Origin of the sequence: Bradyrhizobium sp. CCBAU 25360, assembly GCF_028128695.1 — a bacterium.
Classification (GTDB): domain Bacteria; phylum Pseudomonadota; class Alphaproteobacteria; order Rhizobiales; family Xanthobacteraceae; genus Bradyrhizobium; species Bradyrhizobium ottawaense.
Map to the genome: position 1 here is coordinate 378272 of NZ_LBJA01000043.1, position 24697 is coordinate 402968.

Sequence of the window (24697 nt, forward strand, 5' to 3'; positions counted from 1 at the left end):
GACTGGGAATGCAGATGGACATGTCGACGATCGACGACCGCAAGACCCGCGCCCGCACCTGGTTCGAAGCCTTGCGCGACGACATCTGCGCCAGCTTCGAGCGGCTCGAGGACGACGCCCCGCAAAGCCTTTATCCAGGCGAAGCCGGCCGCTTCAAGCGCACGCCCTGGCAGCGCACCGACCATACCGGCGCGGCTGGAGGTGGCGGCGTGATGTCGATGATGCACGGCCGCCTGTTCGAGAAGGTCGGCGTGCACTGCTCGACCGTGCACGGCGAGTTCGCGCCCGAATTTCGCGCCCAGATCCCCGGCGCCGCGGACGATCCAAAATTCTGGGCCTCCGGCATCTCGCTGATCGCGCATATGCGCAATCCTAACGTGCCCGCCGTGCACATGAACACCCGCTTCGTGGTCACCACGAAAGCCTGGTTCGGCGGCGGCGCCGATCTCACACCGGTGCTCGACCGACGGCGCACCCAGGACGATGCCGACAGCATCGCCTTCCACGCCGCGATGAAGCAAGCCTGCAACCAGCCGAACGGCGTTGCCGACTACGACAAGTACAAGAAATGGTGCGACGAATATTTCTACCTGCCGCACCGCAAGGAGGCCCGCGGCATCGGCGGCATCTTCTACGACTGGCACGACAGCGGTGACTGGGACGCCGACCTCGCCTTCACCAAGGACGTCGGCCGCGCCTTCCTGAAGATCTATCCCGACATCGTCAGGCGCAATTTCGCGGCAGGCTGGACCGCCGCGGACCGCGAGGAGCAATTGATCCGGCGCGGCCGCTATGTCGAATTCAACCTGCTCTACGATCGCGGCACCATCTTCGGGCTGAAGACCGGCGGCAATGTGGATTCGATCCTGTCGTCGATGCCGCCGGAGGTGAAGTGGCCATGACTGTTTCGAGGCCGCTGCCGCGCGCCATGCTGATCGACATGGATGACACCATCCTGTCGGCCTATGGCCGGCCCGAGATCGCCTGGAACACGATCGCGAACGAGTTTGCCGAAGAGCTGGCGCCGCTGCCGCCGGCGCAAGTCGCAACCGCGGTGCTCGCCTTTGCGCGGCAGTTCTGGTCGACTGCGGAGCCGATCTGGCGGATGAAGCTCGGCGAGGCGCGGAGGCTCACCGTGCGCGGCGGCTTCGCCGCGCTCGCCGCAAACGGCCATCGCGCCCTGCCCGACGATCTCGCCGATCGCATCGCCGACCGCTTCACCACCTATCGCGAGGAAGCAATCTTCGTCTTCCCCGGCGCGCATGATGCGATCGACGCGTTCAGGGCACGCGGCATCAAGCTCGCGCTGGTCACCAACGGCGCCGCCGACATGCAGCGCGCCAAGGTCGAGCGGTTCGAGTTGACTCATCGCTTCGACCATATCCAGATCGAGGGTGAGCACGGTTTCGGCAAGCCGGAGGAGCGCGCCTATCTGCACGCGATGGAGGCGCTGGGCGTTTCCGCAAGGGACACCTGGATGATCGGCGACAATCTGGAATGGGAAGTGGTGACGCCGCAGCGCCTCGGCATCTATTCGATCTGGATCGACGTGCACGGCGACGGCCTGCCCGAAGGCTCGACGGTCAGGCCCGACCGCATCATCCGCTCGCTGACCGAGCTGGTGCCGGAGCGGCCGTAACCGAGCCCGAAGACAAAATATCGAAAACAACCCCATGCACAGTAGGGCGCTGCTGCAATTACAACGGCTTACAGCACGCGCAAAATGAATTTCTGATTTTACGAAATGATTTGACCTGTCGGGCAAAACAGGCGCATGATGCCATCATCGCGACGCACGGGACGTACCCCCTGCGCACCCCATCCGAGAAGCGCCTTTGCCTCTCGCAATGGGACTGCTCCGGCTTGACACTCCATCATCGGCGTTTCAGCAGTCTGGCAGCGGATGCGCGCTGCCGCAGGACATCCACTGATCCCGCATCCCGTGATCGGCGCGTCATGCCGGCTTGTTAGCTTCTTAAGTCAATCAACCGAAAGGACCATCCATGGAACTGAAAGCCGGCGATATCGTCATGCTGAAATCCGGCGGCCAGCCGCTGACCGTCGCGAACGTGAAGGGCGACGACGTGATCTGTCTCTGGATGGGCGTCGAAGGCGACCTGTTTCGCGAGACGCTGCCGCTCGCCGTGCTCGAGCGCCTGGAAGAAGTGGACGAGGATGATGACGACGAGGACGACGAAGACGAGGAGTAGGCACACCTAAGACTGCATCCTCGTTAGATCGGAGCGCTTCGCTCCGGCTGCTCGTGATGTCCGCTTCTCCGCCAACAACGGCGCGGTAGCGGACATCGCCAGATGATTGCGGGACTTGCGATGAAGGCCTTTGTAGACAGCTCGTCTGATTTCGAATCATGCTGGGGCGCGCGTCGCTAAAGGCGATCATTCGCTCTCCAGCAGACAGGGGCGACAGTTTGACGCGACTGTGAGCCGCAATTTTGGACCGCGGTGGATATAGTCGAACGCAGCATCCACGCGCACCTGCGATGGAACAACGAACGTTCCGGCAGATAGCGTGACACCGTTCCGAATTTCCGCCACGTCGAGATGAGTGGCTGGCGCACATCGCGCCCCGGGGCTTCTATGCTCTGCGCGGCGCTCTCGCGGCCGCAATTTCCGCCCGCTCAAGTCGGCACCATCGCGAAAATCTAGCAGTAGAGATATCCGCCCGCGTCGGCTAAGCAATTGAGGACCAGCGGACGACCTCTCGCCACCTCGCAGTTTGGGGCAATGAACGCAAATGTTCCTCCTTGCCGTTCTCGTCCTTCCTTTCGCCGGAAGCTTCATTGCCGCCCTGTTGCAGGTCAATGCGCGCAACGCCGAGGCATGGCTCGCCGGAGGAGTTGCACTCGCCGCGTTCGGCCTCATCGCCACGGCTTATCCCGATGTCGCGAATGGTGGCGTCATCGGGTGGCGAACGGAGTGGGTGCCCGAACTCGGACTCGCGTTTGCGCTGAGACTTGATGGCTTCGCATGGGCCTTCGCAATGCTGGTCACCGGAATTGGCTTTCTGGTGGTGCTGTATGCCCGCTACTATATGTCGCCAAGCGATCCCGTTCCGCGCTTCTTTTCCTTCCTGCTCGCGTTCATGGGCGCAATGCTGGGGATCGTATTCTCCGGCAACCTGTTGCAACTGGTTTTCTTCTGGGAACTGACCAGCCTGTTTTCGTTCTTGCTGATCAGCTACTGGCATCACAATTCGGCTGCAAGGGACGGCGCACGAATGGCGCTGGTGATCACTTCGACCGGCGGACTTTGCCTCTTCGCCGGCGTGCTGCTGATCGGTCACATCGTAGGCAGCTATGACCTGGACAAGGTGCTCGCTTCCGGAGACGCGATCCGTTCGCACGCGCTCTATGTCCCTGCACTCGTGCTGGTCCTGCTCGGCGCGCTGACCAAGAGCGCCCAATTTCCGTTCCATTTTTGGCTGCCGCACGCGATGGCGGCTCCGACCCCCGTATCCGCTTATCTCCATTCGGCAACGATGGTGAAGGCCGGCGTGTTTCTTTTGGTCAGGCTCTGGCCGGCCCTGGGCGGATCGAACGAATGGTTGTGGCTGGTGGGATCGGCTGGTTTGATCACCTTTCTCTTGGGCGCATTTCTCGCGGTGTTCCAGCAGGATTTGAAGGGGCTGCTGGCCTACTCGACGATCAGCCATCTCGGCTTGATCACGCTCCTGACCGGACTGGATACGCCGTTCGGGCAGATCGCAGCGATCTTCCACATCATGAACCATGCCACGTTCAAGGCATCGCTGTTCATGGCCGCGGGCATCATCGATCACGAAACCGGCACTCGCGACATTCGCCGCTTGAGCGGTCTCTGGGCGTTCATGCCGATCACGGCGACTCTGGCCATGGTCGCCGCCGGGTCGATGGCCGGTGTGCCGCTGCTGAACGGATTCCTCTCGAAAGAGATGTTCTTCGCCGAGACGATCGAGATTCATGACAACTCGCTGGTCGATCGAGCGCTTCCCTATATCGTCACCGCCGCGAGCACTTTCAGCGTGGCCTATTCGCTCCGGTTCATTCGCGACGTGTTCTTCGGCCCGGCCCCGGTCGGCCTCCCGCGCACGCCTCACGAGCCTCCGCTCCTGATGCGACTTCCGGCCGAGCTTCTCGTGCTCGCATGTATCGTCGTGGGCATCGCTCCCGCGTTAACCGTTGCACCTATCCTCGATACCGCTGCTGGAGCAGTTCTCGGTTCCAGGATGCCGGAGTACAGCCTGAGAATATGGCATGGCTTTACCCCCGAACTGCTGATGAGCATCCTGGCGATGGTGGGTGGGGTGGGCGTCTATGTGATGCTGCGCTCCTACCTCCTCGTCAACGAGGGACCGCCCTTGCTCGGCCGCTTCAGCGGCAAGCAGATCTTTGACTGGATGATGGTGACGTTATCCTGGCGACTTGCACGCTGGCTGGCGAGCAAGCTCGGGACGAGACATCTCCAGCCACAGTTGAGGATCCTGGCCGGCGTGGCGTTCGTCGCTGCCCTGCTGCCACTCTATTCACGTGGCATCATGCTGGCGAATCCCCTAGGGGCCAAGTTTGACCTCGCCTTTGCATTGCTCTGGGCGGTGGGCGCTGCCTGCGCCATCGGCGCTGCGGTCCAGGCTAAATTCCATCGCGTCGTCGCGCTGATCCTGCTCGGGACTGCCGGTCTCGTGACCTGCGTCAGCTTCGTGTGGCTGTCCGCTCCCGATGTCGCGCTGACGCAGATCGTCGTCGAGACGGTGACGACGGTTCTCCTGTTGCTCGGCTTGCGATGGTTGCCGAAGCGCGTCGCACCGGTCGGCGCGAGCCAGGCCGCCGGCAGGATTCGATGGCACCGCGTGCGTGACTTCGCTATCGCGCTCTTCGCCGGCGTCGGGCTGGCCACGCTCGCGCTGGCAGTGATGCAGCACCCGGCTACGGACAGCATCTCGCGATACTTCGTCGAAAACGCGTACACGAAAGGTGGCGGAACCAACGTGGTCAACGTCATCCTGGTGGACTTCCGCGGATTCGATACGATGGGCGAGATCACGGTGCTCGCGGTCGTTGCACTGACCGTCTACGCGCTCTTGCGCCGCTTCCGTCCGGCGCCCGAGAGCATTCCCGTTCCCGAACAGCAGCACGCGCAGGATAGCCACGACGAAGCGCATCCCGATCGACAGAAGGGAGACACTGCCAAGGATACAACGGAGACTGCGGCGCTGATGATGGGGCTGCTGTTTCCGGTGATCGGCGTCGTGGCGATCTTCCTCCTGTTGCGCGGGCATGACCTTCCAGGCGGAGGCTTCGTGGCAGGCGTCGCAATGGCGACCGCGTTCATCCTGCAGTACATGGCTCGCGGCACGGCATGGGTGGAAGCTCGTCTTCACGTCATGCCCGTGCGCTGGATGGGCTTCGGGCTTCTGTTGGCGGGGGGCACGGGAGCCGCCGCCTGCGTCTTCGGATACCCCTTCCTGACCTCGTACTTTGCGTATGCCGAGCTGCCTCTGGTCGGCCGTGTCCCGATGGCCAGCGCCTTCCTTTTCGACATCGGCGTGTTCTCGCTCGTGGTCGGTGCCACGGTGCTGATGCTCATCGCAATCGCGCATCAATCGTTGCGTCGCTACGGAGGTCCACTCCAGACCGGCCAGCGCTTGCCCGGCGAGCGGTCGAAGGAGGAACTGGTCTGATGGAGCTCGTGCTGGCGATCGGTATCGGTACGCTTGCGGCGTCCGGCGTGTGGCTGATCCTCCGGCCGCGCACGTTTCAAGTCATCATCGGGCTGTCGTTGCTCTCTTACGCCGTCAATCTCTTCATCGTGGCCGTGGGGCGGGTGCGGAGCGGGGCTCCGGTGCTTATCGCAAAGGAGATCGGCGATGTCGCCAAGCATGCTGATCCGCTCCCGCAGGCGCTGGTGCTGACTGCAATCGTCATCAGCTTCGCGACCACCGCTCTGTTCCTGGTGGTTCTGCTCGCATCGCGCGGCCTGGCACGGACCGATCATGTGGACGGTCAGGAGCCGGAAGCGTGAGCGGCGCTGCAAGTCTGGTCATCGCGCCAATCCTCCTGCCTTTGCTGGCAGGTGCCGGCATGCTGCTGCTCAACGGAGAAAGACACCGAGCCATCGTGGCAGGCCTCAATGTCACCGGAACCGTTGCACTCGTTTGCATCGCGGTGATCTTGCTCGGAATGTCCGGTGCAGGAACCAGGGAAGTCTACCGTCTGGGCAATTGGCCTGCTCCGTTCGGAATCGTCCTCGTTCTCGATCGGCTGTCCGCCCTCATGCTGCTCCTGACCAACGTCCTGGCGCTGGCCACGGCGGTGTTCTCTCTTGCCCGTTGGCACCGGGCAGGCGCGCATTTCCATTCCCTGTTTCAATTCCTGCTGATGGGCCTCAACGGCGCCTTCCTCACCGGCGATCTTTTCAACCTGTTCGTGTTCTTCGAGCTGTTGCTGGCGGCATCATACGGCCTTCTGCTGCACGGTTCCGGCATTGCACGGGTGAAGGCGGGGCTGCATTACATCGTCGTGAACCTGGCGGCGTCGCTGTTGTTTCTGATCGGGGTCAGCCTGATCTACGGCGTCACCGGGACGCTCAACATGGCGGATCTCGCGGCAAGAGTGCCCGCCATCGCCGCCGAGAGCCGGGGCTTGCTCGAAGCAGGTGCGGGCGTGCTGGCGGTCGCCTTCCTGCTCAAGGCCGGAATGTGGCCTCTGAGCTTCTGGCTCCCGACGGCCTACGCAGCCGCAAGTCCGCCGGTGGCGTCGATCTTTGCGATCATGACGAAGGTCGGCGTGTATGTCTTACTGCGTCTGTCGCTTTTGCTTTTCGGCGAAGGCGCCGGCGCATCGGCCGGCTTCGGCAGCGACTGGTTATTGTGGGGCGGCTTGGCGACGACCCTGTTCGGAGCGATCGGCACGTTGGCATCGCAGGATACCGCACGCCTCGGCGGCTTTTCGGTGCTCGTATCCTCCGGAACGGTGCTCGCTGCCACGGGGATGGGACAGGTCGGCATCACCAGTGCAGCGCTCTTTTACCTGGTCAGCTCGACGCTCGGCATCAGCGCCTTCTTCCTTCTCGTCGAGCTCATCGAACGCGGCCGCGAACCTGGAGCGGACATGATCGCCGTCACCCGGGAAGCCTATGGAGAAGAGGACGAGACAGGCGAAGCGGAAGAGGACGTCGGCACCGCCATCGTAGCCACGATGGGCTTACTCGGCGTCGCTTTCATCGGCTGTGCGCTGGTCATCGCCGGGCTGCCTCCGCTGTCCGGCTTCATCGCTAAATTCGCGCTGCTCGCGGCGGCGCTCAATCCGACAGAGACGCATCAAAACGGCGCCGTTCCCGGCAGCGGATGGGCGCTCCTCGTTGTGCTGATCTTCTCTGGTTTCGCGACGTTGGTCGCGATCGCCCGCGCGGGAATCCGCATCTTCTGGGCCTCGCCCGATCGCACCGTGCCGCGCGTGCGCGTGATCGAGATGGCGCCGATCATGTTCCTGCTGATCATCTGCGCCGCCCAAACGGTCCTGGCCGGTCCCGTGATCCGTTTCATGCAGGCTACGGCACAATCTCTGCACGCGCCGGCGGGCTACGTCAGCGACGTCCTGGAGGCCGCCCCCGAAGGCAGCCGAAAAGCGGAGGGCAAATGACACGCTTTCTGCCCTTTCCGATCGTGAGCTTCTGCCTTCTCGCATTGTGGCTGCTGCTCAATCAAGCAGCCACGCTCGGGCACATCCTCCTCGGCTGCATGGTCGCGCTCGTCGGCGGGCGGATTCTCACCGTGCTGGAGTTACCGAGCGTGCTGGTCAGACGACCCCGCGTCATTCTGCGACTGTTGGGACTGGTCGCGGTCGACATCGTCCGCTCCAATCTGGCGGTTGGACAAATCGTTCTCGGTTTTGGACGCCGACAGCGAACGGCGGGTTTCGTGAAAATTCCCCTCGACATGCGCAACCCGTACGGGTTGGCCTCATTGGCTTGCATCATCACGTCGACCCCCGGAACGCTGTGGGTGAATTTCGACGCTCAGAAGGGTTCGTTGATGATCCATGTTCTGGACCTCGTCGATGAAAACGAGTGGATCCGCACGATCAAGGACCGCTACGAACGCCATCTGCTGGAGATATTCGAATGAGCCAGCTCATGCTGACCTACTCGCTCGTTGCCGCGCAAGTGCTGCTCGGGTTGGCGATCGGCTGCGGCGCCTTCCGCATCTTTCTAGGGCCGCGGGCACAGGATCGCGTCCTGGGCTTCGACACGTTGTCCGTGAACGCGATGTTGTTGCTTCTGACGTTCGGGATTCGATCCGGCGAAGCGCTTTATTTCGAGGCGGCTCTGGCCATGGCGCTGTTCGGCTTCGTCGCGACGGTTGCACTGGCCAAGTTTCTGCTCCGCGGCGAGGTGATCGAATGAACGGCATCGAACAATTGCCGCCCTGGGCTGCGGTTCTCACGGCAGTTCTTCTGCTCACTGGCGCGGCCGTCACGCTTGTCGGTTCGCTCGGCCTGTTGCGTCTCGGCACATTTTACGAGCGGGTCCATGCGCCGACGCTGGGGACGACGCTCGGCACCGTCTTCATCGCGGCCGCTTCGATGGTCTACTTCTCGGTCCTGCAGAGCAGACCGGTGTTGCACGAAATCCTGATTGTAGGGCTTGGCGTCGTGACCACCCCTATCGCGCTGACTGTGTTGGTCGGCGCAGCCCGATTCCGCGATACCGCCGAACAAAGTCCGCCAGCGCGCGAACCAGAGAATAATTAGGACAAAGCACACGGCGCCACAAACGACCACGCGCTGATTGCAGGCGGCTCTGCGGATCGGCCAAGGCCGGCTAAATGTCGCATTTGATTCTCGCGGCGAATGCCTACGTCTAGCGCGTGGATGATACCGAGCTGCGCGCGAGTTCGCCGCAACCTTCAGCCGGCCGTGCGACCCGAGCAATTGGCTCCGCGTTCGGCACGCGCCGCGCTTCCGAGGGGCGAGGCTTCAGACACGCCAGCAATGCGGGATGCCGCTCGGAAATCGGCTGCATCCCAAACAGAGGCCGTGATGACCAAAGTGCCACGAGATCGAATTCAGGGGAACCGGCTGCAGATCGGCCGGTGACCCGGGCGATTGCGGATCGCCCGGGTGCGGCAACTCGACGATTCCAAACCAAGCCGGGAGTTCCTCATGTCGGTATTTTCAGCGCTGCTCGTCCTGACCTCGTGGATGATGTTCATCTGGATTTGCGATCCCGACGGATTCCGCGCGGCATTTGCGCGCCGTCCGCCGCCGATTCCTCGCGATCCGAAAAGGTGACTTTGGAGGGTGCTTTGTCACCCCCTGCCGCCGTGTACACCATTTGCTTTTTACCGCGACGCGTTACCGCGCTCCGCCTCTCGCGGCGCGTCGCGCGTTCGCGGGCATGAGCCGCTTCCAAGCCAATCGAATTTCCACCGCTGGCACGAAATCGACTTGCCATCGTTGGCCAATATGAGGGTCCTGACATGATCATCGTCGCTGCGACGGATTTCTCTACGCGCTCCCATCGCGCGCTCCGGCAAGCTGGCCTTCTGGCTCGCTCCCGCCGTGCCGAGCTGCACCTTGTTCACGTCGTTGATGAAGACCAGCCGGCCGATCTGGTCCGCATGGAAGAGCGGGAGGCACAGCGGGTGCTGGTGGAGCAGATCGGGTCCATGCCCGAGCTGCATGACGCTCGCTGCTATCCGACCGTCGTCAAGGGCCATCCCTTCGACGGGATATTGCGCGCGGCCGCAGCAGTCGGCGCAGATCTCATCGTGATGGGCGGCCATCGCAAGCAATTTTTGCGCGATATTTTTACAGGGACCACCATCGAACGTGTCATTCGCGGTGGAAAATATCCCGTGCTGATGGTGAACAACGAGGCCCAGCGGCGCTATGAACGGGTTCTGGTGCCGGTCGACATGTCAGAAACATCGGCTGAAGCAATCCGCATCGGCCTGTCCACCGGACTTCTGGAACAAGGCGGAGCGACGCTTCTTCACGCCTTCTCGCCGATGGCCAAGACGCGATTGATCAGCTCTGGGGCTAGCTCGGCCGTCATCACCGGATATGTCGAGAGCGAACGTCACAGGGCAATGGAGGAACTGACCAGTTTTCTGGTGACCAACGAGTTCGGCACGCGACGATGGTCTCTTCGCGTCGGCGAAGGCGGACCCATGCAGATCATCACCCGTGCCGTCGAGGAGAAGCGGCCCGACATGCTCGTGATGGGTACGCACGGCCGATCCGGATTGCTTCGGGCGTTGATCGGGAGCGTAACGGAGGAAGTCCTGCGCTCGCTCAACGTGGACGTCCTGGTCGTCCCCCCCGCCAGCCCCAAGCTCGGGATGGCGAAGGAGGCAGTCGCGTCCGAACCGAAGGCGTGAGGCGTGCCGTGGCTCATCCCCGTGCCGTTCACAGGGCCGAGAGGGGCGCCGAACCTAGCGGCGTCGTCGTTCGGCGTCGCGGGCAGCCAACCTTGGTGCGGTTCGTTTGTTCGGACTCCGGGTGATTTTCAGCGGATCACTGGCTGGAAACGTCTGCTGCAATTGTCGATCGAGTTCCTCGTCGAGTTCACGCTTCTCCCGCTGCTCCGGCGTCTCGTACTGCTTGGGCATAGCCTAATCTCCAGGTCTGGCACTTGGCTACCAACCAGGTCTGCCACCAGGATTGTGACGCCAAAGTCCAGAGTCAACGCAATGAAGCGAAAGGTGTTGCGTTCAAGCTTCAACGATATTCAGACGGGTCCTCGGCACTGAAGGAAGCAGCTACCCGATCAGTTGCCTCACCGCCGCCGAGATCATCACCAGCCCTCCGGTGATCACGGCGACATCGAGGATCACGGTGTGGATGTGCACCGGCATCCGCTCCACGAAGGCCTTTGCCAGGAACGCGCCGGGGATCGCGATCGCTCCGATCAGCAGCGCGAAGGCGAGCACCTGCGCGGTCACGGCACCGGCGAGGCCGAACACCGAGATCTTGATGAGGCCGGTGCCGAGCGAGATCATCGCGTCTGTTGCGATCACGGCGGCGCCTTCGAGGCCTGCGGCCATCAGCAGCGACAGCAGGATCACGCCTGAGCCCGAGGTGCCGCCGACCAGCACGCCGTAGCCGACCGACCCGGCGGCAAGGCCGCTGTCGCCGATCTTGACCTTTCGGCGGCGGAGGACGCGGCGCAGCGGCACGCTCAGGATCAGCATGGTGCCGATCACGAGCGCCGCGCCGGCATTGGTGAGACGCGTATAGCCGTAGGCGCCGAGTGCGGTCGTCAGCGCGGCGCAGGCGAGCACGATCAGCGCGCGGCGGCGGTCGGCGTAGCGCAAGTAAGCAACGGCTCGGCTGGAATTGGTGAAGATGGCGGAGATCGCGATGATCGGCACCACCGGCTCGGCGCCGACCAGCGGCACCAGCACCAGCGGCATCAGGGCGCCGGTGCCGTAGCCGGCGAGACCACCGATGATCGAAGCAAACAACGCCATCAACGCCACCAGCAGGAGCTGAAAGATCGAGATGTCGGCGAAGCCTGAGACGATGGTCACGTTCTCTCGTCGCGGCTGATGCGTGCCGCAGCTTGATCGGCGATGGAAGCAAGTGCGGCTTCCTCTAGGGGAAAATCCGCCGCAAGCCAAGCGTCCTCGGCGAGCGTCAACACATGTCCGAGCGCTGGTCCTTCGGCCAGACCGCGCGCGATGAAGTCGGCGGCCTTCAGCGGAAATTTCGGCGCAATCCAGCGCTGCGGCAGCTCGGCGAGAGCGCGCCAGCGCATCGAGGTGACGTCGCCACCGGCGCGCGCCCAGCCGAGCAACACACGATCGTGATAGCGCTCGGGGCCGAGCCGATAGAGCAGCCGCCGTGCATTGGCCTCATCCTTGGCGGCGAAGCGCCACCAGCGGTGGCCCATCGAATCCAGTGCCTTGGTCTCGGCATTGGAGAGCCGCAGACGCGCGGCGACGCGCTTGGCATCCTCGGTCACGGCGACAGTCAGCGCGGCGAGGCGCCGCGTGCTGCTGGCGATGAGGCCGAGCTCGTGCTCGATCGCGATCATCGCCGACAGCGGCCCGGTATAGGCAACGCCGCCGATCAGCGCTTGCAGCAATCCGCCCTCGGCCATGGCCAGCACGGCCGCGGATGCGCCGCCGGCCACCAGCAGCTTCAGCATCTCCATGCGCACCCGCTCGGCCGAGAGGCTGGCAAGACCCGCACGCCCCCGGATGCAGGCGAGATAGCCGTCGCGGTCGGGATCGCCGGCACCAAAGGCGGCGTGGATGCGGAAGAAGCGCAGGATGCGCAAATAATCTTCAGTGATGCGCTGGTCGGGATCGCCGATGAAGCGCACGCGGCGCGCTTTGGCATCCGCGATGCCGCCGACATGGTCGTAGACGACGCCGCGCGCATCGACCGACAGGCCGTTCATGGTGAAGTCGCGCCGCTCGGCGTCCTTGACCCAGTCGCGGCCGAACGCGACCTTGGCCTTGCGGCCGAAGGTTTCGGTGTCCTCGCGCAGGGTCGTGACTTCATAGGGGTGGCTGTCGATCACCAACGTGACGGTGCCGTGGTCGATGCCGGTCGGCACGCTCTTGATGCCGGCGGCCTTGGCGCGCCGGATCACCTCCTCCGGCCGCGCGGTGGTCGCGATGTCGATGTCGCCGGGCTGAAGACCGAGCAGCGCGTTGCGTACGGCGCCGCCGACCACGCGCGCTTCCTCGCCGTCGACGTTGAGCAATTGCAGGACGCGCGCGGTCCCGCCTGCGGTCAGCCAGGGCGCATCGGCAAGAATCGGGGCAAGGATCGGCTCCGCGCTCATCGTGCGGCCCCTATTTTTCCACGCCCGGCACCAGCCGGCCGTTCTCGATATGGGCGGGAACGTAAGTCGAATCCGGAGCGGCGCCGGAGAAGTGCGCAAGTCCGATCAGGCCCGCAATGACCAGCACGATCGCCGCCAGCGCAAGACGCGCGACGACCGCGACCGGCCAGGAGGAACGCGCGAACAGGCCGGACCGCGTCGCGGCCAGGAACAACGCGTAGACGGCAAAGGGAATGAGGAAGATTCCGATCTCGGTCAGAACCGGCCGGATCATGATGAATAGATCCGCTCATACAGCACACGCAGCATGCCGGCCGTCGCACCCCAGATGTAGCGTTCCGCGAACGGCATCGCGTAGTAGAACCGCTCCATGCCGCGGAATTCCTTGCTGTGCACCTGGTGGTTCACCGGGTTCATCAGGAAGGATAGCGGCACCTCGAACGCATCATCAACCTCGGAATGGTTGATGGTGAGCTCGAAGCCGGGCCTGACCCTGGCGACCGTCGGCAGGATGCGGAAGCCGAAGGCGGTGCCGTAGAGATCGAGATAACCGATCGGCTCGACGAAGTCTCTGGACAGCCCGACCTCCTCCTCGGCCTCGCGCAGCGCCGCATCCAGCGGCGAGGCGTCGGTGGCGTCGATCTTGCCGCCGGGGAAAGCGATCTGGCCGGCATGGTCGTTGAGATGCGCCGAGCGCTGCGTCAGCAAGATGGTCGGCTCGGGATGATCGACCACCGCGATCAGGACCGCCGCGGGGCGCACCGGCTGCTCGCGCGCGACGATCTCGAGCATCTTGTCGGTGCCGGGATCGCCCGAGGCGGGAATGATGTTCGGATCGTAGAGGCCGAGCGGAACGTCGAAGCCGAGCTTCGCCCTGGAGCGGGCGAAGAAATCCGCCGCGCCGGCGGCGACAGGATCGCTCTTCAAGATAGGCTTGTTCAAAGCGCGGCCCTCACCTGCTCCGCATCGGCCATGGCGAAGAATTCGCCAGCCGATTCGACGCCGAACATCGGCTGGCCATCGACCATCCGCTCCTCGCCCATGTCAACCAGATCGTAATAGAGCGCCCTTGTGACCTTGGCCCAGAGCTCGGCGCGAACGTGCAGATACGGCGTCAGCCCGCCGTCCCTGGCCTGCTCGAAACGCAGCCGGTGCGTGGCATCGCAGGTGACCCAGTCGTCGACATTGGTGCGGAAGCGCAGCACGCGATGGTTGCCCTCGCCGTCCTTCTGCATCTCGACCGCCATGAAGGGCGCGTCGTCGACCCGGATGCCGACCTTCTCCACCGGCGTGACCAGGAAATGCTTGTCGCCCTCGCGCTTGAGGATGGTCGAGAACAGCCGCACCAGAGCGGGGCGCCCGATTGGCGTCCCCAAGTAGAACCAAGTACCATCGGAGGCGATTCGGATGTCGAGATCGCCGCAAAACGGCGGATTCCACAGATGCACCGGAGGCAGCCCCCTCTTGGCGCCTTCGGCATTGGCAGCACTTTTGGCGGCGGCAGTCAGCCCCTCAAGACCGCGATCGGCGCTCTGCCCTTGGTTCGCCATGGTTTGCCCTGACTTTGTCCTTTGGCACGATTGGTGCAAGTCTGACTTGTACGTCTACGTTGTAATCGGGTGCACGGTTCCACCCCGGATTAGTCCGGTGGGGGAGGTCGCCACTTCGTGATGCCGTACATAACCCGAAGCCGATAAGGTGGGGATAGGTTAATTCAACGAATACATGGCCTTCCTGCAAGTCTAGCATAGGCCCATGAGTTGACGTGATGATCTGACGTGATGATCCGTGACGTGGTGACGTGACGGCGCAAGCAAGCCGCGTGGCAGGCTGAAGGAGCTAAACGGATGGCGGAGAGTGTCGAGAAACTCGAGGACGGGATCGTTCGTTCGGCCGAGCAGGTGTCGAGCCAGATTCGCGCGGCGAAGGATGCGATCGCGTCCGTCATCTTCGGCCAGGATCGCGTGATCGAGAACACGCTGGTCACCATCCTCTCCGGCGGCCATGCGCTGCTGATCGGCGTGCCCGGCCTTGCCAAAACCAAGCTGGTCGAGACGCTCGGCGTGACGCTCGGTCTCGATGCCAAGCGCATCCAGTTCACGCCCGATCTGATGCCGTCGGACATTCTCGGCGCCGAGGTGCTGGATGAGAGCACCGCGGGGAGGCGCGCCTTCCGCTTCATCGCAGGTCCGGTGTTCGCGCAGCTCTTGATGGCGGACGAGATCAACCGCGCCAGCCCGCGCACGCAATCGGCGCTGCTGCAGGCGATGCAGGAGCAGCACATCACCGTGGCCGGCGCGCGCCACGATCTGCCGAAGCCTTTCCACGTGCTCGCGACGCAAAACCCGCTGGAGCAGGAAGGCACCTATCCGCTGCCCGAAGCGCAGCTCGACCGTTTCCTGATGGAGATCGACGTCGACTATCCCGATCGCGACGCCGAACGCCGCATCCTGTTCGAGACCACCGGCGCCGAGGAGACGCTGGCGAGGGGTTCGATGACCGCGGACGCGCTGATCACGGCGCAGCGGCTGATCCGGCGCCTGCCGGTCGGCGATTCCGTCGTCGAGGCGATCCTGTCGCTGGTGCGCTCGGCCCGTCCCGGTCCGGACGCCGGCGAAGCCGGCAAGTTCATCGCCTGGGGCCCCGGCCCGCGCGCCAGCCAATCCTTGATGCTGGCCGTGCGCGCGCGCGCGCTGATCGACGGACGCCTGGCGCCGTCGGTCGACGACGTGCTCGACCTCGCCGAGCCCGTGCTGAAGCACCGCATGGCGCTGACGTTCCAGGCGCGCGCCGAGGGCCGCACGATTCCGGACGTGATCCGGCAATTGAAGACACGGATCGGTTGATGGTAGCGGAGAACGGGCACACAGCGAAGGAGATCATCGCGATCCGACGTGCCGATGGCGAAAGCCGCACGCTCGCAGCTTCCTTGCCGCGCCTGGTGCTCGAGGCCCGCCGTATAGCCGCCAACGTCATCCACGGCCTGCACGGCCGCCGCCGCGCCGGCTCCGGCGAGAATTTCTGGCAATACCGACGCTTCGTCTCCGGCGAGCCGGCGCAGAACGTCGACTGGCGCCGCTCGGCGCGCGACGACCATCTCTATGTCCGCGAGCTCGAATGGGAAGCCTCGCACACGGTATGGATCTGGCCGGACCGCTCGCCGTCGATGGCGTTCGCCTCGAAGACCGCGCGCGAGTCCAAGCTCGAGCGCACGCTGATCGTCGCCTTCGCGCTGGCCGAACTGCTGGTGTCCGGCGGCGAGCGCGTCGGCATTCCCGGCCTGATGGCGCCGACCGCGAGCCGCAGCGTGATCGACAAGATGGCGCAGGCGATGCTGCATGACGATGCCGACCGCCTCAGCCTGCCACCGTCCTTTGTGCCGGCGGCGCTGGCCGAGATCATCGTGCTGTCGGATTTCTGGTCGCCGATCGCGGAGATCAAGACGACGCTCACGGGCCTCTCCGGCTCCGGCGCGCATGGCGCCATGGTGCAAATCGTCGATCCCGCCGAAGAATCGTTCCCCTATTCCGGCCGCGTCGAGTTCGTCGAGCCGGAAGGCTTCGGCGTGATCACCGCCGGCCGCGCCGAGAGCTGGGCGCAGGATTACACCGCGCGGCTCGCGCTGCACCGCGACCAGATCCGCGCCGAGACCAATAAGCTGGACTGGCTGTTCACCACGCACGCCACCGACCGCTCCGCCGCCGAACTGCTGCTGTTCCTGCATGCCGGCATGCAGGTGAGCAAGTCGGGCGCCCGCACCACGACGATCAAGGTGGGGCCGGCCGCATGATGGGACTGCCGCTCGCCTTCACCGAACCGCTGCTCCTGATCGGCCTCGTCAGCCTGCCCGTGCTGTGGTGGCTCTTACGCGTGATGCCGCCGCGGCCGCGCCGCATCGAGTTTCCGCCGACGCGCCTGCTGTTCGACATCGCGCCGCGGGAGGAGACGCCCTCGCGGACGCCGTGGTGGCTGACCGCGTTGCGTCTCCTCGCTGCGGCTCTCGTCATTTTCGCGGCCGCCGGCCCGATCTGGAATCCGCAAACAGGCGCAGCCGACAGCAAGGCGCCGCTGATGATCATGCTCGACGACGGCTGGAGCGCCGCGTCGCACTGGGACGTCAGGATCAGGGCCGCCGACGAGCTGATCGCCAATGCCGAAAACGACCGCCGCGCCATCGCGCTGGTGCCGCTATCCGAGCCGAACCGCGACATCACCCTGATGCCGGCGGGCGCGGCGCGCGTCGCGCTGCGGCAGCTCGCGCCAAAGCCCTATTCGATCGACCGCGTCGAGACGCTGGCCGCGGTCGACCGCTTCCTGAAAGCCACCGGCGACTGCGAGATCGCCTGGCTGTCCGACGGCGTCGACACCGGCCGCGGCGAGGACTTCGTCGCTGGCCTCGGCAAGACCATCGGCGATCGCAGCCTGATCGTGTTCGAAGGCGGCACCTCCTCGCCGCTGGCGCTGGTCGCGGCCGAGAACGCCGCGGCGAAGATGACGGTGAAGGTGCTGCGCACCGACAGCGGCATCGCCATGGGCACCGTGCGCGCGCTGGACCAGAAGGCCTCGCCGATCGGAGAGGCCCGCTATACGTTCGGTCCGCAGGACAAGGAGACCGACGCGGCGTTCGATCTGCCGGTCGAGCTGCGCAACGACATCACGCGGCTCGAGATCTCGGGCGAGCGCTCCGCCGGCGCGGTGCAGCTGCTCGACAAGCGCTGGCGCCGCCGCGCCATCGGCATCGTCTCGGGTGCGACCAGCGAGACCGCGCAGCCGCTGCTGGCGCCGACCTTCTATCTCACCCGCGCGCTGGCGCCGTTCGCCGACGTCAGGCTCGCCGACAAGGGCTCGCCGCAGCAGGGCATCACACAATTTTTGGACCAGAAACTGCCGATGATCATCCTTGCTGATGTCGGCACCATCGCGCCGGAGCTGCGCGAGCGCCTCAATGCCTGGGTCGACCAGGGCGGCGTGCTGGTGCGCTTCGCCGGCCCCCGGCTGGCGCAGGCCGAGGACGATCTCGTGCCGGTCAAGCTGCGCAAGGGCGGCCGCACGCTCGGCGGCAGCCTGACCTGGGAGAAGCCGCAGCATCTTGCGACCTTCGCGGCCGACGGCCCATTTGCCGGCGTCGCCGTTCCCAAGGATGTCACCGTGAGCCGCCAGGTGCTGGCCGAGCCCGATGCCGTGCTCGCCACCAAGAGCTGGGCCTCGCTGGAAGACGGCACGCCGCTGGTCACCGGCGAGCATCGCGGCAAGGGCCTCGTCAGCCTGTTCCACGTCAGCGCCGACATGCGCTGGTCGGATCTGCCGATGTCGGGCACCTTCGTCGAAATGCTCCGGCGGGTCGTCGACATGTCGGGCTACACGTCAAAGCCAGGCCCAGGCGTTGCCAGCGAAGCGACCACCGAGACGGTGGCGCCGCTGCACATTCTCGACGGTTTTGGCGCCTTCGGCCCGCCGCCGGCGACCGCAAAGCCGCTGCCCGCGGATTACCGCGACCGCGCCACGTCGGATCATCCGCCGGGCTTCTATGGCCCGGCCGAAGGACCGCTTGCCGTGAACACGCTTGCCAGCGCCGACCGCATCGCCGCGCTGAACACCACGAGCCTGCGCGCCCGGCACGCCACCTACACCAATGCCGAGCCGCGGGACCTGCGCGGCTGGCTGCTGTCGACGGCGCTCGCGCTGTTCCTGATCGACGCCATCATCGTCGCGGTGCTCGGCGGCGGGATCGCCGCGCTGCTGCGCCGCCGCGCCGCGCCCGCGATGATCGTGCTTGGCCTGCTGTTCGCCTCGCTCTCGCCCGCGCCGTCACGCGCCGACAGCGCCGCGGACGATTTCGCGATGAAGGCGACGTCGCAGACCCGCCTCGCCTATGTCGTCACAGGCAATGCCGACGTCGATTCCATCGTCAGGGCCGGCATGTCCGGACTGACGCTGTTCCTGGCGCAGCGCACTGCGCTCGAGGCCGGCGATCCCGTCGGCATCGACCCCGCGCGCGACGAACTCGCCTTCTTCCCGCTGATCTACTGGCCGATCGTGCCGGGCGCGCCCAAGCCGCCGCAGGACGCCATCAACAAGATCGACGCCTACATGAAGCAGGGCGGCACCGTGCTGTTCGACACCCGCGACGCGATCGAAGCGCCGCCGGGCGCCAACGGCGCCGCGCAGACCCCGGGCATGCAAACGCTGCGCGAGATCCTGTCGTCGCTCGACGTGCCCGAACTCGAGCCGGTGCCGCGCGAGCACGTGCTGACCAAGACCTTCTACCTGCTGCGCGACTTCCCCGGTCGCTTCGTCACCGGCCAGACCTGGGTCGAGACCCTGCCGCGCGACGAGGACGAGGACAGCGCGCAGCGGCCGGCGCGCGGTGGCGACGGCGTCTCGCCGATCATCATCACCTCGAACGATCTTGCCGGCGCCTGGGCGGTGCGGCCCGACGGCCAGGCCATGCTGCCGGTGACCGGCGGCGACACCCGCCAGCGCGAATTCGCCTACCGCGCCGGCGCCAACATCGTGATGTACACGCTGACCGGCAACTACAAGGCCGACCAGGTGCACGCACCGGCCCTGATCGAACGGCTGGGGCAATAGGATTGAGATGAATTACGGCATCGCATTCACGCCGCTTGTCCCCGCGATCGTGCTGTGGATCGCGCTCGCCGCGATCGTCGTCATCGCGATCGTGCTGCTGGTCGCGCGCGCGCGCGGCGCCGCCGTGCGCGTGGCCGCGCTGGCGCTGTTCCTGCTCGCGCTCGCCAATCCCTCCTTCACCCGCGAGGACCGTGATCCCCTCACCTCGGTCGCGGCTGTCGTCGTCGACAAGAGCCCGAGCCAGAATTTCGGCAACCGCAATCGGGAGGCTGCGCAAGCGCAGGAAGCGCTGGTCGACAGCCTGAAGAAGGTCAAGGGGCTCGAAGTCCGTGTCGTTGAGGCCGGACAGGCCGACGGCGAGACCGACGGCACCAAGCTGTTCGGCGCCCTCGCCTCGGTCTTGTCGGACGTGCCGGTCGACCGGGTCGCCGGCGCGTTCCTGATCACCGACGGCCGCGTCCACGACATTCCGGCCAGCGCCACGGCGCTTGGCTTCCAGGCGCCGGTGCATGCGCTGATCACCGGCCAGAAGGACGAGCGCGACCGCCGCATCGCGATCACGGCCGCTCCGCGCTTTGGCATCGTCGGCCAGACCCAGACCATCAGCTACCGCCTCGACGACCAGGGCGTCACGGGCGAGCGCGCCAAGGTCACGATCCGCAGGGACGGCGAGGTCATCAACGAGCGCACGCTCTCGAGCGGCCAGGCTGCGAGCGTCGACGTCGACATCAAGCATGCCGGCCCGAACATCGTCGAGATCGAGGCCTCGCCGCTCGAGAGAGAGCTGACGCCGGTGAACAACCGCGCCGTCGTCGCCATCGACGGCGTGCGCGACAAGCTGCGCGTGCTGCTGGTCTCGGGCGAGCCGCATTCGGGCGAGCGGACCTGGCGCAATCTGCTCAAGTCCGACGCCAGCGTCGACCTCGTGCATTTCACCATTCTGCGTCCGCCGGAGAAGCAGGACGGCACGCCGATCAACGAATTGTCGCTGATCGCGTTTCCGACCCGCGAGCTGTTCCAGCAGAAGATCAACGAATTCCAGCTGATCATCTTCGATCGCTACGCCCGCCAGGGCGTGCTGCCGATCGCCTATTTCGACAACATCGCGCGCTATGTGCGCGGCGGCGGCGCGGTGCTGGTCTCGGCCGGCCCCGACTACGCCTCCAACACCAGCATCTGGCGCACGCCGCTGGATTCGGTGCTGCCGGCCGAGCCGGTCGGCGTGACGGAAAAACCGTTCTATGCGCATCTGTCCGACATCGGCAAACGCCACCCCGTCACGCGCGCCCTGGAGGGCTCCGCCAGCGAGCCGCCGCGCTGGAGCCGTTTCTTCCGCACCGTCGACACCCGCAATTCCGTCAACCCGCCGGTGATGACGGGGGCCGACGGCAAGCCGCTTCTGTTCCTGTCGCGCTTCGGCGAGGGCCGCGTCGCGCTTCTGCTTTCCGACCACATCTGGCTGTGGGCGCGCGGCTATGAGGGCGGCGGCCCGCACCTGGACCTGCTCAGGCGGATGTCGCACTGGCTGATGAAGCAGCCGGACCTCGACGAGGAGGCGCTGCGTCTGCAGGTGCAGGGCAAGAACCTCGTCGTGGTGCGTCAGACCATGGCCGACAGCGTCCAGCCGGTGAGCGTAACCTCGCCGTCCGGCGCGTCGCAGGATCTGACGCTGAGCCCCGGCGATCCCGGCGAATGGCGCGCCAGCCTTCCCGCGAGCGAGCTCGGCCTGTGGCAGGCTACCGACGGCACGCTGAAGGCGTTGATCAATGTCGGCCCGACCAATCCGAAGGAGTTTTCGGAAGTCACCTCCACCGTCGATACATTGAGGCCGCTGACGCAGGCGACCGGCGGCAACGCCGTGCGCGTGGCGAGCGGCGCCGACGTCGAGCTGCCGCGCATCCTGCCGGTGCGCTCGGCCAGCGTCTTTGCCGGCGACGGCTGGATGGGGGTGCGGATGCGCGACGCCAGCGTCGTCAAGGGCGTCGGCGTGCTGCCGATCTTCGCCGGCCTGATCGGCCTGCTGCTGCTGCTCGGCGCGTTTGCGGCGACCTGGGTCCGCGAGGGGCGTTGATCCAATCGGCTACGGTTCACCTCCCCCCGACGGGGAGAGGTGTTTCGAGTTCTGGGTGCGCACCATTCAACCAAAGCTCATCCCACTCTAGTTGCCCGAACGACACATCGCGCGGCCACCCGCGCGAGATCGCCCGACCGCCGTTGACATAAGCTGACCGTTCCTGCGATGTTACATTATAACATCGCGACGTCAGGGATTGGCGCCTCGCGACGTGGGGGTGGCGTTTCCAGATGAAGTGGTTCCGGTCGAATATCAGGCACTGCGCCCGGCTCGCGTTGTTCGCGATGCTGGTGCAGTTCGCGCTGACGTTCGGGCACAGCCACTGGTTCGCGCAGGCCGCGCCGCTCACCCAATCCTCGCTCCAGCAGACCGACGGCGCCAACGGCGTTGCTGCGGTCGACCGCGCCGCGGTCCAGAAGCAATCGCCCGCCGCTCCCGACCGCGAGCATCAAGGCGAGGACAATTGCGCGATCTGCGCGGTCGTCGCGATGGCGGGCACCGTCATATCGGCGACGCCGCCGGTGCTGCTGCTGCCGCAGGCGATCGAGCTGCTCCACCGCACCACTGATGCCGAATTTCTCCATCTGAAATCGGCCGGCACGGCGTTCCAACCGCGCGCCCCTCCCGCGTCCTGACTTTCAACATCGCTTGATCACGCCCGGGCTCGCCGCGCATCGGCAAATGCCCGGGAGACGTTGAAGTCGAATTCCGTCGCGCCGCGACGGCAGGCCGCCTCCGATCAGCACACAATCATGCGGACGGCGCCTGACTGGAATCAGGACCATGTCATTCAAATTGCGACGCGCGCAGCGTCTTGGCGGAGCGAGCCTGCTCCTGCTCGGCGCCGCCGCCACGCCCGCTTTCGCCCAAACGCCTGCGCAAGACAAATCGTCGACCGAGATCCCCGCCGTCACCGTGACGGCGCCGAGCCCTATCGTGCGCAGAGCGGTGGTGCCGTCGCGCAACCCCGGCCGCGGCACGCGGACCGCGCGGGTGCGCAGCCGCCAACAAGCGGCGGAAGCAGAGCCGGCAGCCGCCGTGCCCGCCGCGCCTCAGCAGGGCGTGCTGCCTATTGTGACCAACCAGTTCGCGACGGTCACGGTGGTGCCGAACGAGGAGATCCGCCGCGAGGGCGGCGGCCAGCTCGGCGATCTGCTGTTCTCCAAGCCGGGCATCACCGGCTCGAGCTTCGCGCCCGGCGCCTCCAGCCGGCCGATCATCCGGGGTCTCGACGTCAACCGCGTCGGCATCGTCGAGAACGGCACCAATTCGAGCGGTGCGTCCGATCTTGGCGAGGATCATTTCGTTCCGATCGATCCGCTGGCGACCAACCAGATCGAAGTGGTGCGCGGGCCTGCCGCGTTGCGCTACGGCTCCACCTTGATCGGCGGCGTCGTCAGCGCCACCAACAACCGGATTCCGGATGCGGTGCCGAACTGCGCGCCGTCATTCCAGGCTTACGGCCTGCCGACCAAGGCGCCGCTCGCGAGCGCAGCGACATCGCCTTGCGTCACCGCCGAGACCCGTACCGCGTTCTCTTCGGTCGACCGTGGCGTGGAAAGCGGCGTACTGCTCGACACCGGCGGCGGCAATTTTGCGTTCCACGCCGACGCCTATGGCCGCACGACCTCGGACTATTCGATTCCGGGCTATCCCTATCTGAACGATCAATCGCGCCCCGTGAACGGCCGTCAGCCCAACTCGGCGACGCGCTCGGACGGCGCCTCGATCGGCGGCTCCTACTTCTTCCAGGGCGGCTATATCGGCGCGTCGATCACGCAGAACGATTCGCTCTACCACATCCCCGGCATCGACGGCGCCGACCACCGCACGCGGATCGACGGCCACCAGACCAAGATCAACGTCAAGGGCGAGTACCATCCCGACGCCGTCGCGATCGACACCGTCCGCTTCTGGGCCGGCGCGACCGACTACCGCCACAACGAGATCGGCCTTGCCGATCCCGCCGACCTCAACAGCGACGGCATCAGGCAGACCTTCACCAACAAGGAGCAGGAAATCCGCACCGAGGTGCAGCTGATGCCGTTCAATGCGCGCTTCGCCGAAGTGACGACGGCGCTGGGCTTCCAGGTCGGGCATCAGGAATTGAGCGCGCCGAGCCCGGACAATCCCGGCACGCTGTTCAACGGCCTGTGGGACCCTAACAACAGCACGCGCGTCGCCGGCTACGCCTTCAACGAGGTCAAGTTCACGGAGGCGACGCGGGCGCAGATCGCCGGCCGCATCGAGCATGTCGAGCTGCACGGCACGACGCCGGACTTCCCGGCCGATTATTTGCCCGACGGCACGCCGCAGGCGGCGATCGCGCGCAATCCGTCCTTCACGCCCAAGAGCGGCAGCATCGGCCTGCTGCAGGATCTGCCGGGCGGCATGGTCGGCAGCATCACCGCGCAATATGTCGAGCGCGCGCCGAAGGCGGCCGAGCTGTTCTCGCGCGGCGGCCATGACGCGACCGCGACCTTCGACATCGGCAATCCCAACCTCACCATCGAGACCGCGAAATCGGTCGAGCTCGGCGTGCGCAGGGCGACGGGGCCGTTCCGCTTCGAGGCAACCGTTTACTACACGCATTTCGACAATTTCATCTATCGCCGCCTCACCGGCGTGTCCTGCGATGACGACTTTGCCTCCTGCGGCACGCCGGGCGCCGAGCTGAACCAGGCGGTCTACTCGCAGCGCAATGCCAATTTCCGCGGCGGCGAATTCCAGTCGCAGCTCGACGTCGGCGCGTTCCAGGGTGGCATCTGGGGTATCGAGAATCAGCTCGACTTCGTCCGCGCCACCTTCAGCGACGGCACCAACGTGCCGCGCATTCCCCCCATGCGAATGGGCGGCGGCGTATTTTGGCGCGACGACAACTGGCTGATGCGCGTCAACCTGTTACACGCCTTCGCGCAGAACAACGTCGCATTGATCGCGGAGACGCCGACGGCGGGCTACAATCTGTTGAAGGCCGAGGTCAGCTACAAGACCAAGCTCGACCGCAACTGGTTCGGCGCGCGCGAGATGATGGCCGGCATCGTCGGCAACAATCTCCTCAACGAGAACATCCGCAACTCGGTGTCCTATACCAAGGACGAGGTGCTGATGCCCGGCATCGGCGTGCGCGCATTCGCGAACTTCAAGTTCTGATCTTGGGTGCGTCGGGGCCAGGGGGCCCCGGCACACCGGCTTTCTCACCCCGTCATTGCGGAGCCGCTGTCGTCTCGTAGTGCAC

General features: G+C 65.4%; 23 protein-coding genes. 17 read left to right on the top strand and 6 right to left on the bottom strand.

What is annotated here, in order from left to right:
* Positions 1-14: 14 nt before the first annotated feature.
* From hemF to XH81_RS28835, 11 genes are all read left to right on the top strand, one after another.
* Positions 15-902, top strand: a complete 888-nt coding sequence (gene hemF / locus XH81_RS28785; protein ID WP_028141706.1) for an oxygen-dependent coproporphyrinogen oxidase — start codon at positions 15-17, stop codon at positions 900-902.
* Positions 899-1639 carry an HAD family hydrolase gene (locus XH81_RS28790; protein WP_038948312.1) on the top strand — a complete coding sequence of 247 codons (741 nt, stop codon included), beginning with the start codon at positions 899-901 and terminating at the stop codon, positions 1637-1639. The genes hemF and XH81_RS28790 overlap by 4 nt, the downstream gene beginning before the upstream one ends.
* A gap of 364 nt (positions 1640-2003) precedes the next feature.
* Positions 2004-2210 (top strand): YodC family protein, encoded by a 207-nt coding sequence (locus XH81_RS28795; protein ID WP_028141708.1) that lies wholly within the window; start codon positions 2004-2006, stop codon positions 2208-2210.
* A gap of 544 nt (positions 2211-2754) precedes the next feature.
* Complete coding sequence (locus XH81_RS28800; RefSeq protein WP_038972156.1) at positions 2755-5676, top strand: monovalent cation/H+ antiporter subunit A; 2922 nt, start codon at positions 2755-2757, stop codon at positions 5674-5676.
* Positions 5676-6017 (top strand): Na+/H+ antiporter subunit C, encoded by a 342-nt coding sequence (locus XH81_RS28805; RefSeq protein WP_028141709.1) that lies wholly within the window; start codon positions 5676-5678, stop codon positions 6015-6017. Before XH81_RS28800 ends, XH81_RS28805 begins: the two co-directional genes overlap by 1 nt.
* Positions 6014-7636 carry a monovalent cation/H+ antiporter subunit D gene (locus XH81_RS28810; protein ID WP_271596446.1) on the top strand — a complete coding sequence of 541 codons (1623 nt, stop codon included), beginning with the start codon at positions 6014-6016 and terminating at the stop codon, positions 7634-7636. Before XH81_RS28805 ends, XH81_RS28810 begins: the two co-directional genes overlap by 4 nt.
* Positions 7633-8121: a Na+/H+ antiporter subunit E gene (locus XH81_RS28815; RefSeq protein WP_028141711.1), complete on the top strand. Its 489-nt coding sequence runs from the start codon at positions 7633-7635 to the stop codon at positions 8119-8121. The genes XH81_RS28810 and XH81_RS28815 overlap by 4 nt, the downstream gene beginning before the upstream one ends.
* On the top strand, positions 8118-8399 hold the full coding sequence (locus tag XH81_RS28820) for a K+/H+ antiporter subunit F (RefSeq protein WP_028141712.1): 282 nt from the start codon (positions 8118-8120) through the stop codon (positions 8397-8399). Before XH81_RS28815 ends, XH81_RS28820 begins: the two co-directional genes overlap by 4 nt.
* Positions 8396-8746 (top strand): monovalent cation/H(+) antiporter subunit G, encoded by a 351-nt coding sequence (gene mnhG, locus XH81_RS28825; RefSeq protein WP_038948315.1) that lies wholly within the window; start codon positions 8396-8398, stop codon positions 8744-8746. The genes XH81_RS28820 and mnhG overlap by 4 nt, the downstream gene beginning before the upstream one ends.
* Positions 8747-9115: 369 nt before the next feature.
* Entirely contained in the window at positions 9116-9286 is a 171-nt protein-coding gene (locus XH81_RS28830) for a hypothetical protein (RefSeq protein ID WP_154694107.1), read from the top strand.
* Positions 9287-9474: 188 nt separating this feature from the next.
* Positions 9475-10377 (top strand): universal stress protein, encoded by a 903-nt coding sequence (locus XH81_RS28835; protein ID WP_049801740.1) that lies wholly within the window; start codon positions 9475-9477, stop codon positions 10375-10377.
* 54 nt (positions 10378-10431) lie between these two features.
* Here the strand turns inward: XH81_RS28835 and XH81_RS28840 are convergent, their stop codons facing one another.
* From XH81_RS28840 to XH81_RS28865, 6 genes are all read right to left on the bottom strand, one after another.
* Complete coding sequence (locus XH81_RS28840; protein WP_162832244.1) at positions 10432-10608, bottom strand: hypothetical protein; 177 nt, start codon at positions 10606-10608, stop codon at positions 10432-10434.
* 150 nt (positions 10609-10758) lie between these two features.
* Positions 10759-11529, bottom strand: coding sequence for a sulfite exporter TauE/SafE family protein (locus XH81_RS28845; protein WP_097668761.1), 771 nt, complete (start codon positions 11527-11529; stop codon positions 10759-10761).
* Positions 11526-12794 carry a CCA tRNA nucleotidyltransferase gene (locus tag XH81_RS28850; protein WP_028141714.1) on the bottom strand — a complete coding sequence of 423 codons (1269 nt, stop codon included), beginning with the start codon at positions 12792-12794 and terminating at the stop codon, positions 11526-11528. Before XH81_RS28850 ends, XH81_RS28845 begins: the two co-directional genes overlap by 4 nt.
* Positions 12795-12804: 10 nt before the next feature.
* Positions 12805-13068: a DUF6111 family protein gene (locus tag XH81_RS28855; protein ID WP_028141715.1), complete on the bottom strand. Its 264-nt coding sequence runs from the start codon at positions 13066-13068 to the stop codon at positions 12805-12807.
* Positions 13065-13736 carry a CoA pyrophosphatase gene (locus tag XH81_RS28860; RefSeq protein WP_028141716.1) on the bottom strand — a complete coding sequence of 224 codons (672 nt, stop codon included), beginning with the start codon at positions 13734-13736 and terminating at the stop codon, positions 13065-13067. Before XH81_RS28860 ends, XH81_RS28855 begins: the two co-directional genes overlap by 4 nt.
* The gene (locus tag XH81_RS28865) at positions 13733-14344 is read right to left on the bottom strand and encodes a DUF1285 domain-containing protein (protein ID WP_028141717.1); all 612 of its coding nucleotides are present in this window, start codon (positions 14342-14344) and stop codon (positions 13733-13735) included. The genes XH81_RS28860 and XH81_RS28865 overlap by 4 nt, the downstream gene beginning before the upstream one ends.
* 297 nt (positions 14345-14641) lie before the next feature.
* On the opposite strand from XH81_RS28865, the gene XH81_RS28870 reads away from it, so the two are divergent.
* The 6 genes from XH81_RS28870 to XH81_RS28895 all read left to right on the top strand — a co-directional run bounded on the left by XH81_RS28870 (position 14642) and on the right by XH81_RS28895 (position 24612).
* Entirely contained in the window at positions 14642-15640 is a 999-nt protein-coding gene (locus XH81_RS28870) for an AAA family ATPase (RefSeq protein WP_018323293.1), read from the top strand.
* Entirely contained in the window at positions 15640-16584 is a 945-nt protein-coding gene (locus XH81_RS28875) for a DUF58 domain-containing protein (protein WP_028141718.1), read from the top strand. The genes XH81_RS28870 and XH81_RS28875 overlap by 1 nt, the downstream gene beginning before the upstream one ends.
* Positions 16581-19385 (top strand): DUF4159 domain-containing protein, encoded by a 2805-nt coding sequence (locus XH81_RS28880; protein ID WP_028141719.1) that lies wholly within the window; start codon positions 16581-16583, stop codon positions 19383-19385. The genes XH81_RS28875 and XH81_RS28880 overlap by 4 nt, the downstream gene beginning before the upstream one ends.
* 7 nt (positions 19386-19392) lie before the next feature.
* Entirely contained in the window at positions 19393-21456 is a 2064-nt protein-coding gene (locus XH81_RS28885; protein ID WP_028141720.1) for a membrane protein, read from the top strand.
* A gap of 233 nt (positions 21457-21689) precedes the next feature.
* On the top strand, positions 21690-22094 hold the full coding sequence (locus tag XH81_RS28890) for a DUF2946 family protein (protein ID WP_028141721.1): 405 nt from the start codon (positions 21690-21692) through the stop codon (positions 22092-22094).
* A gap of 148 nt (positions 22095-22242) precedes the next feature.
* On the top strand, positions 22243-24612 hold the full coding sequence (locus XH81_RS28895; protein WP_028141722.1) for a TonB-dependent receptor: 2370 nt from the start codon (positions 22243-22245) through the stop codon (positions 24610-24612).
* The last annotated feature ends 85 nt before the right edge of the window (positions 24613-24697 follow it).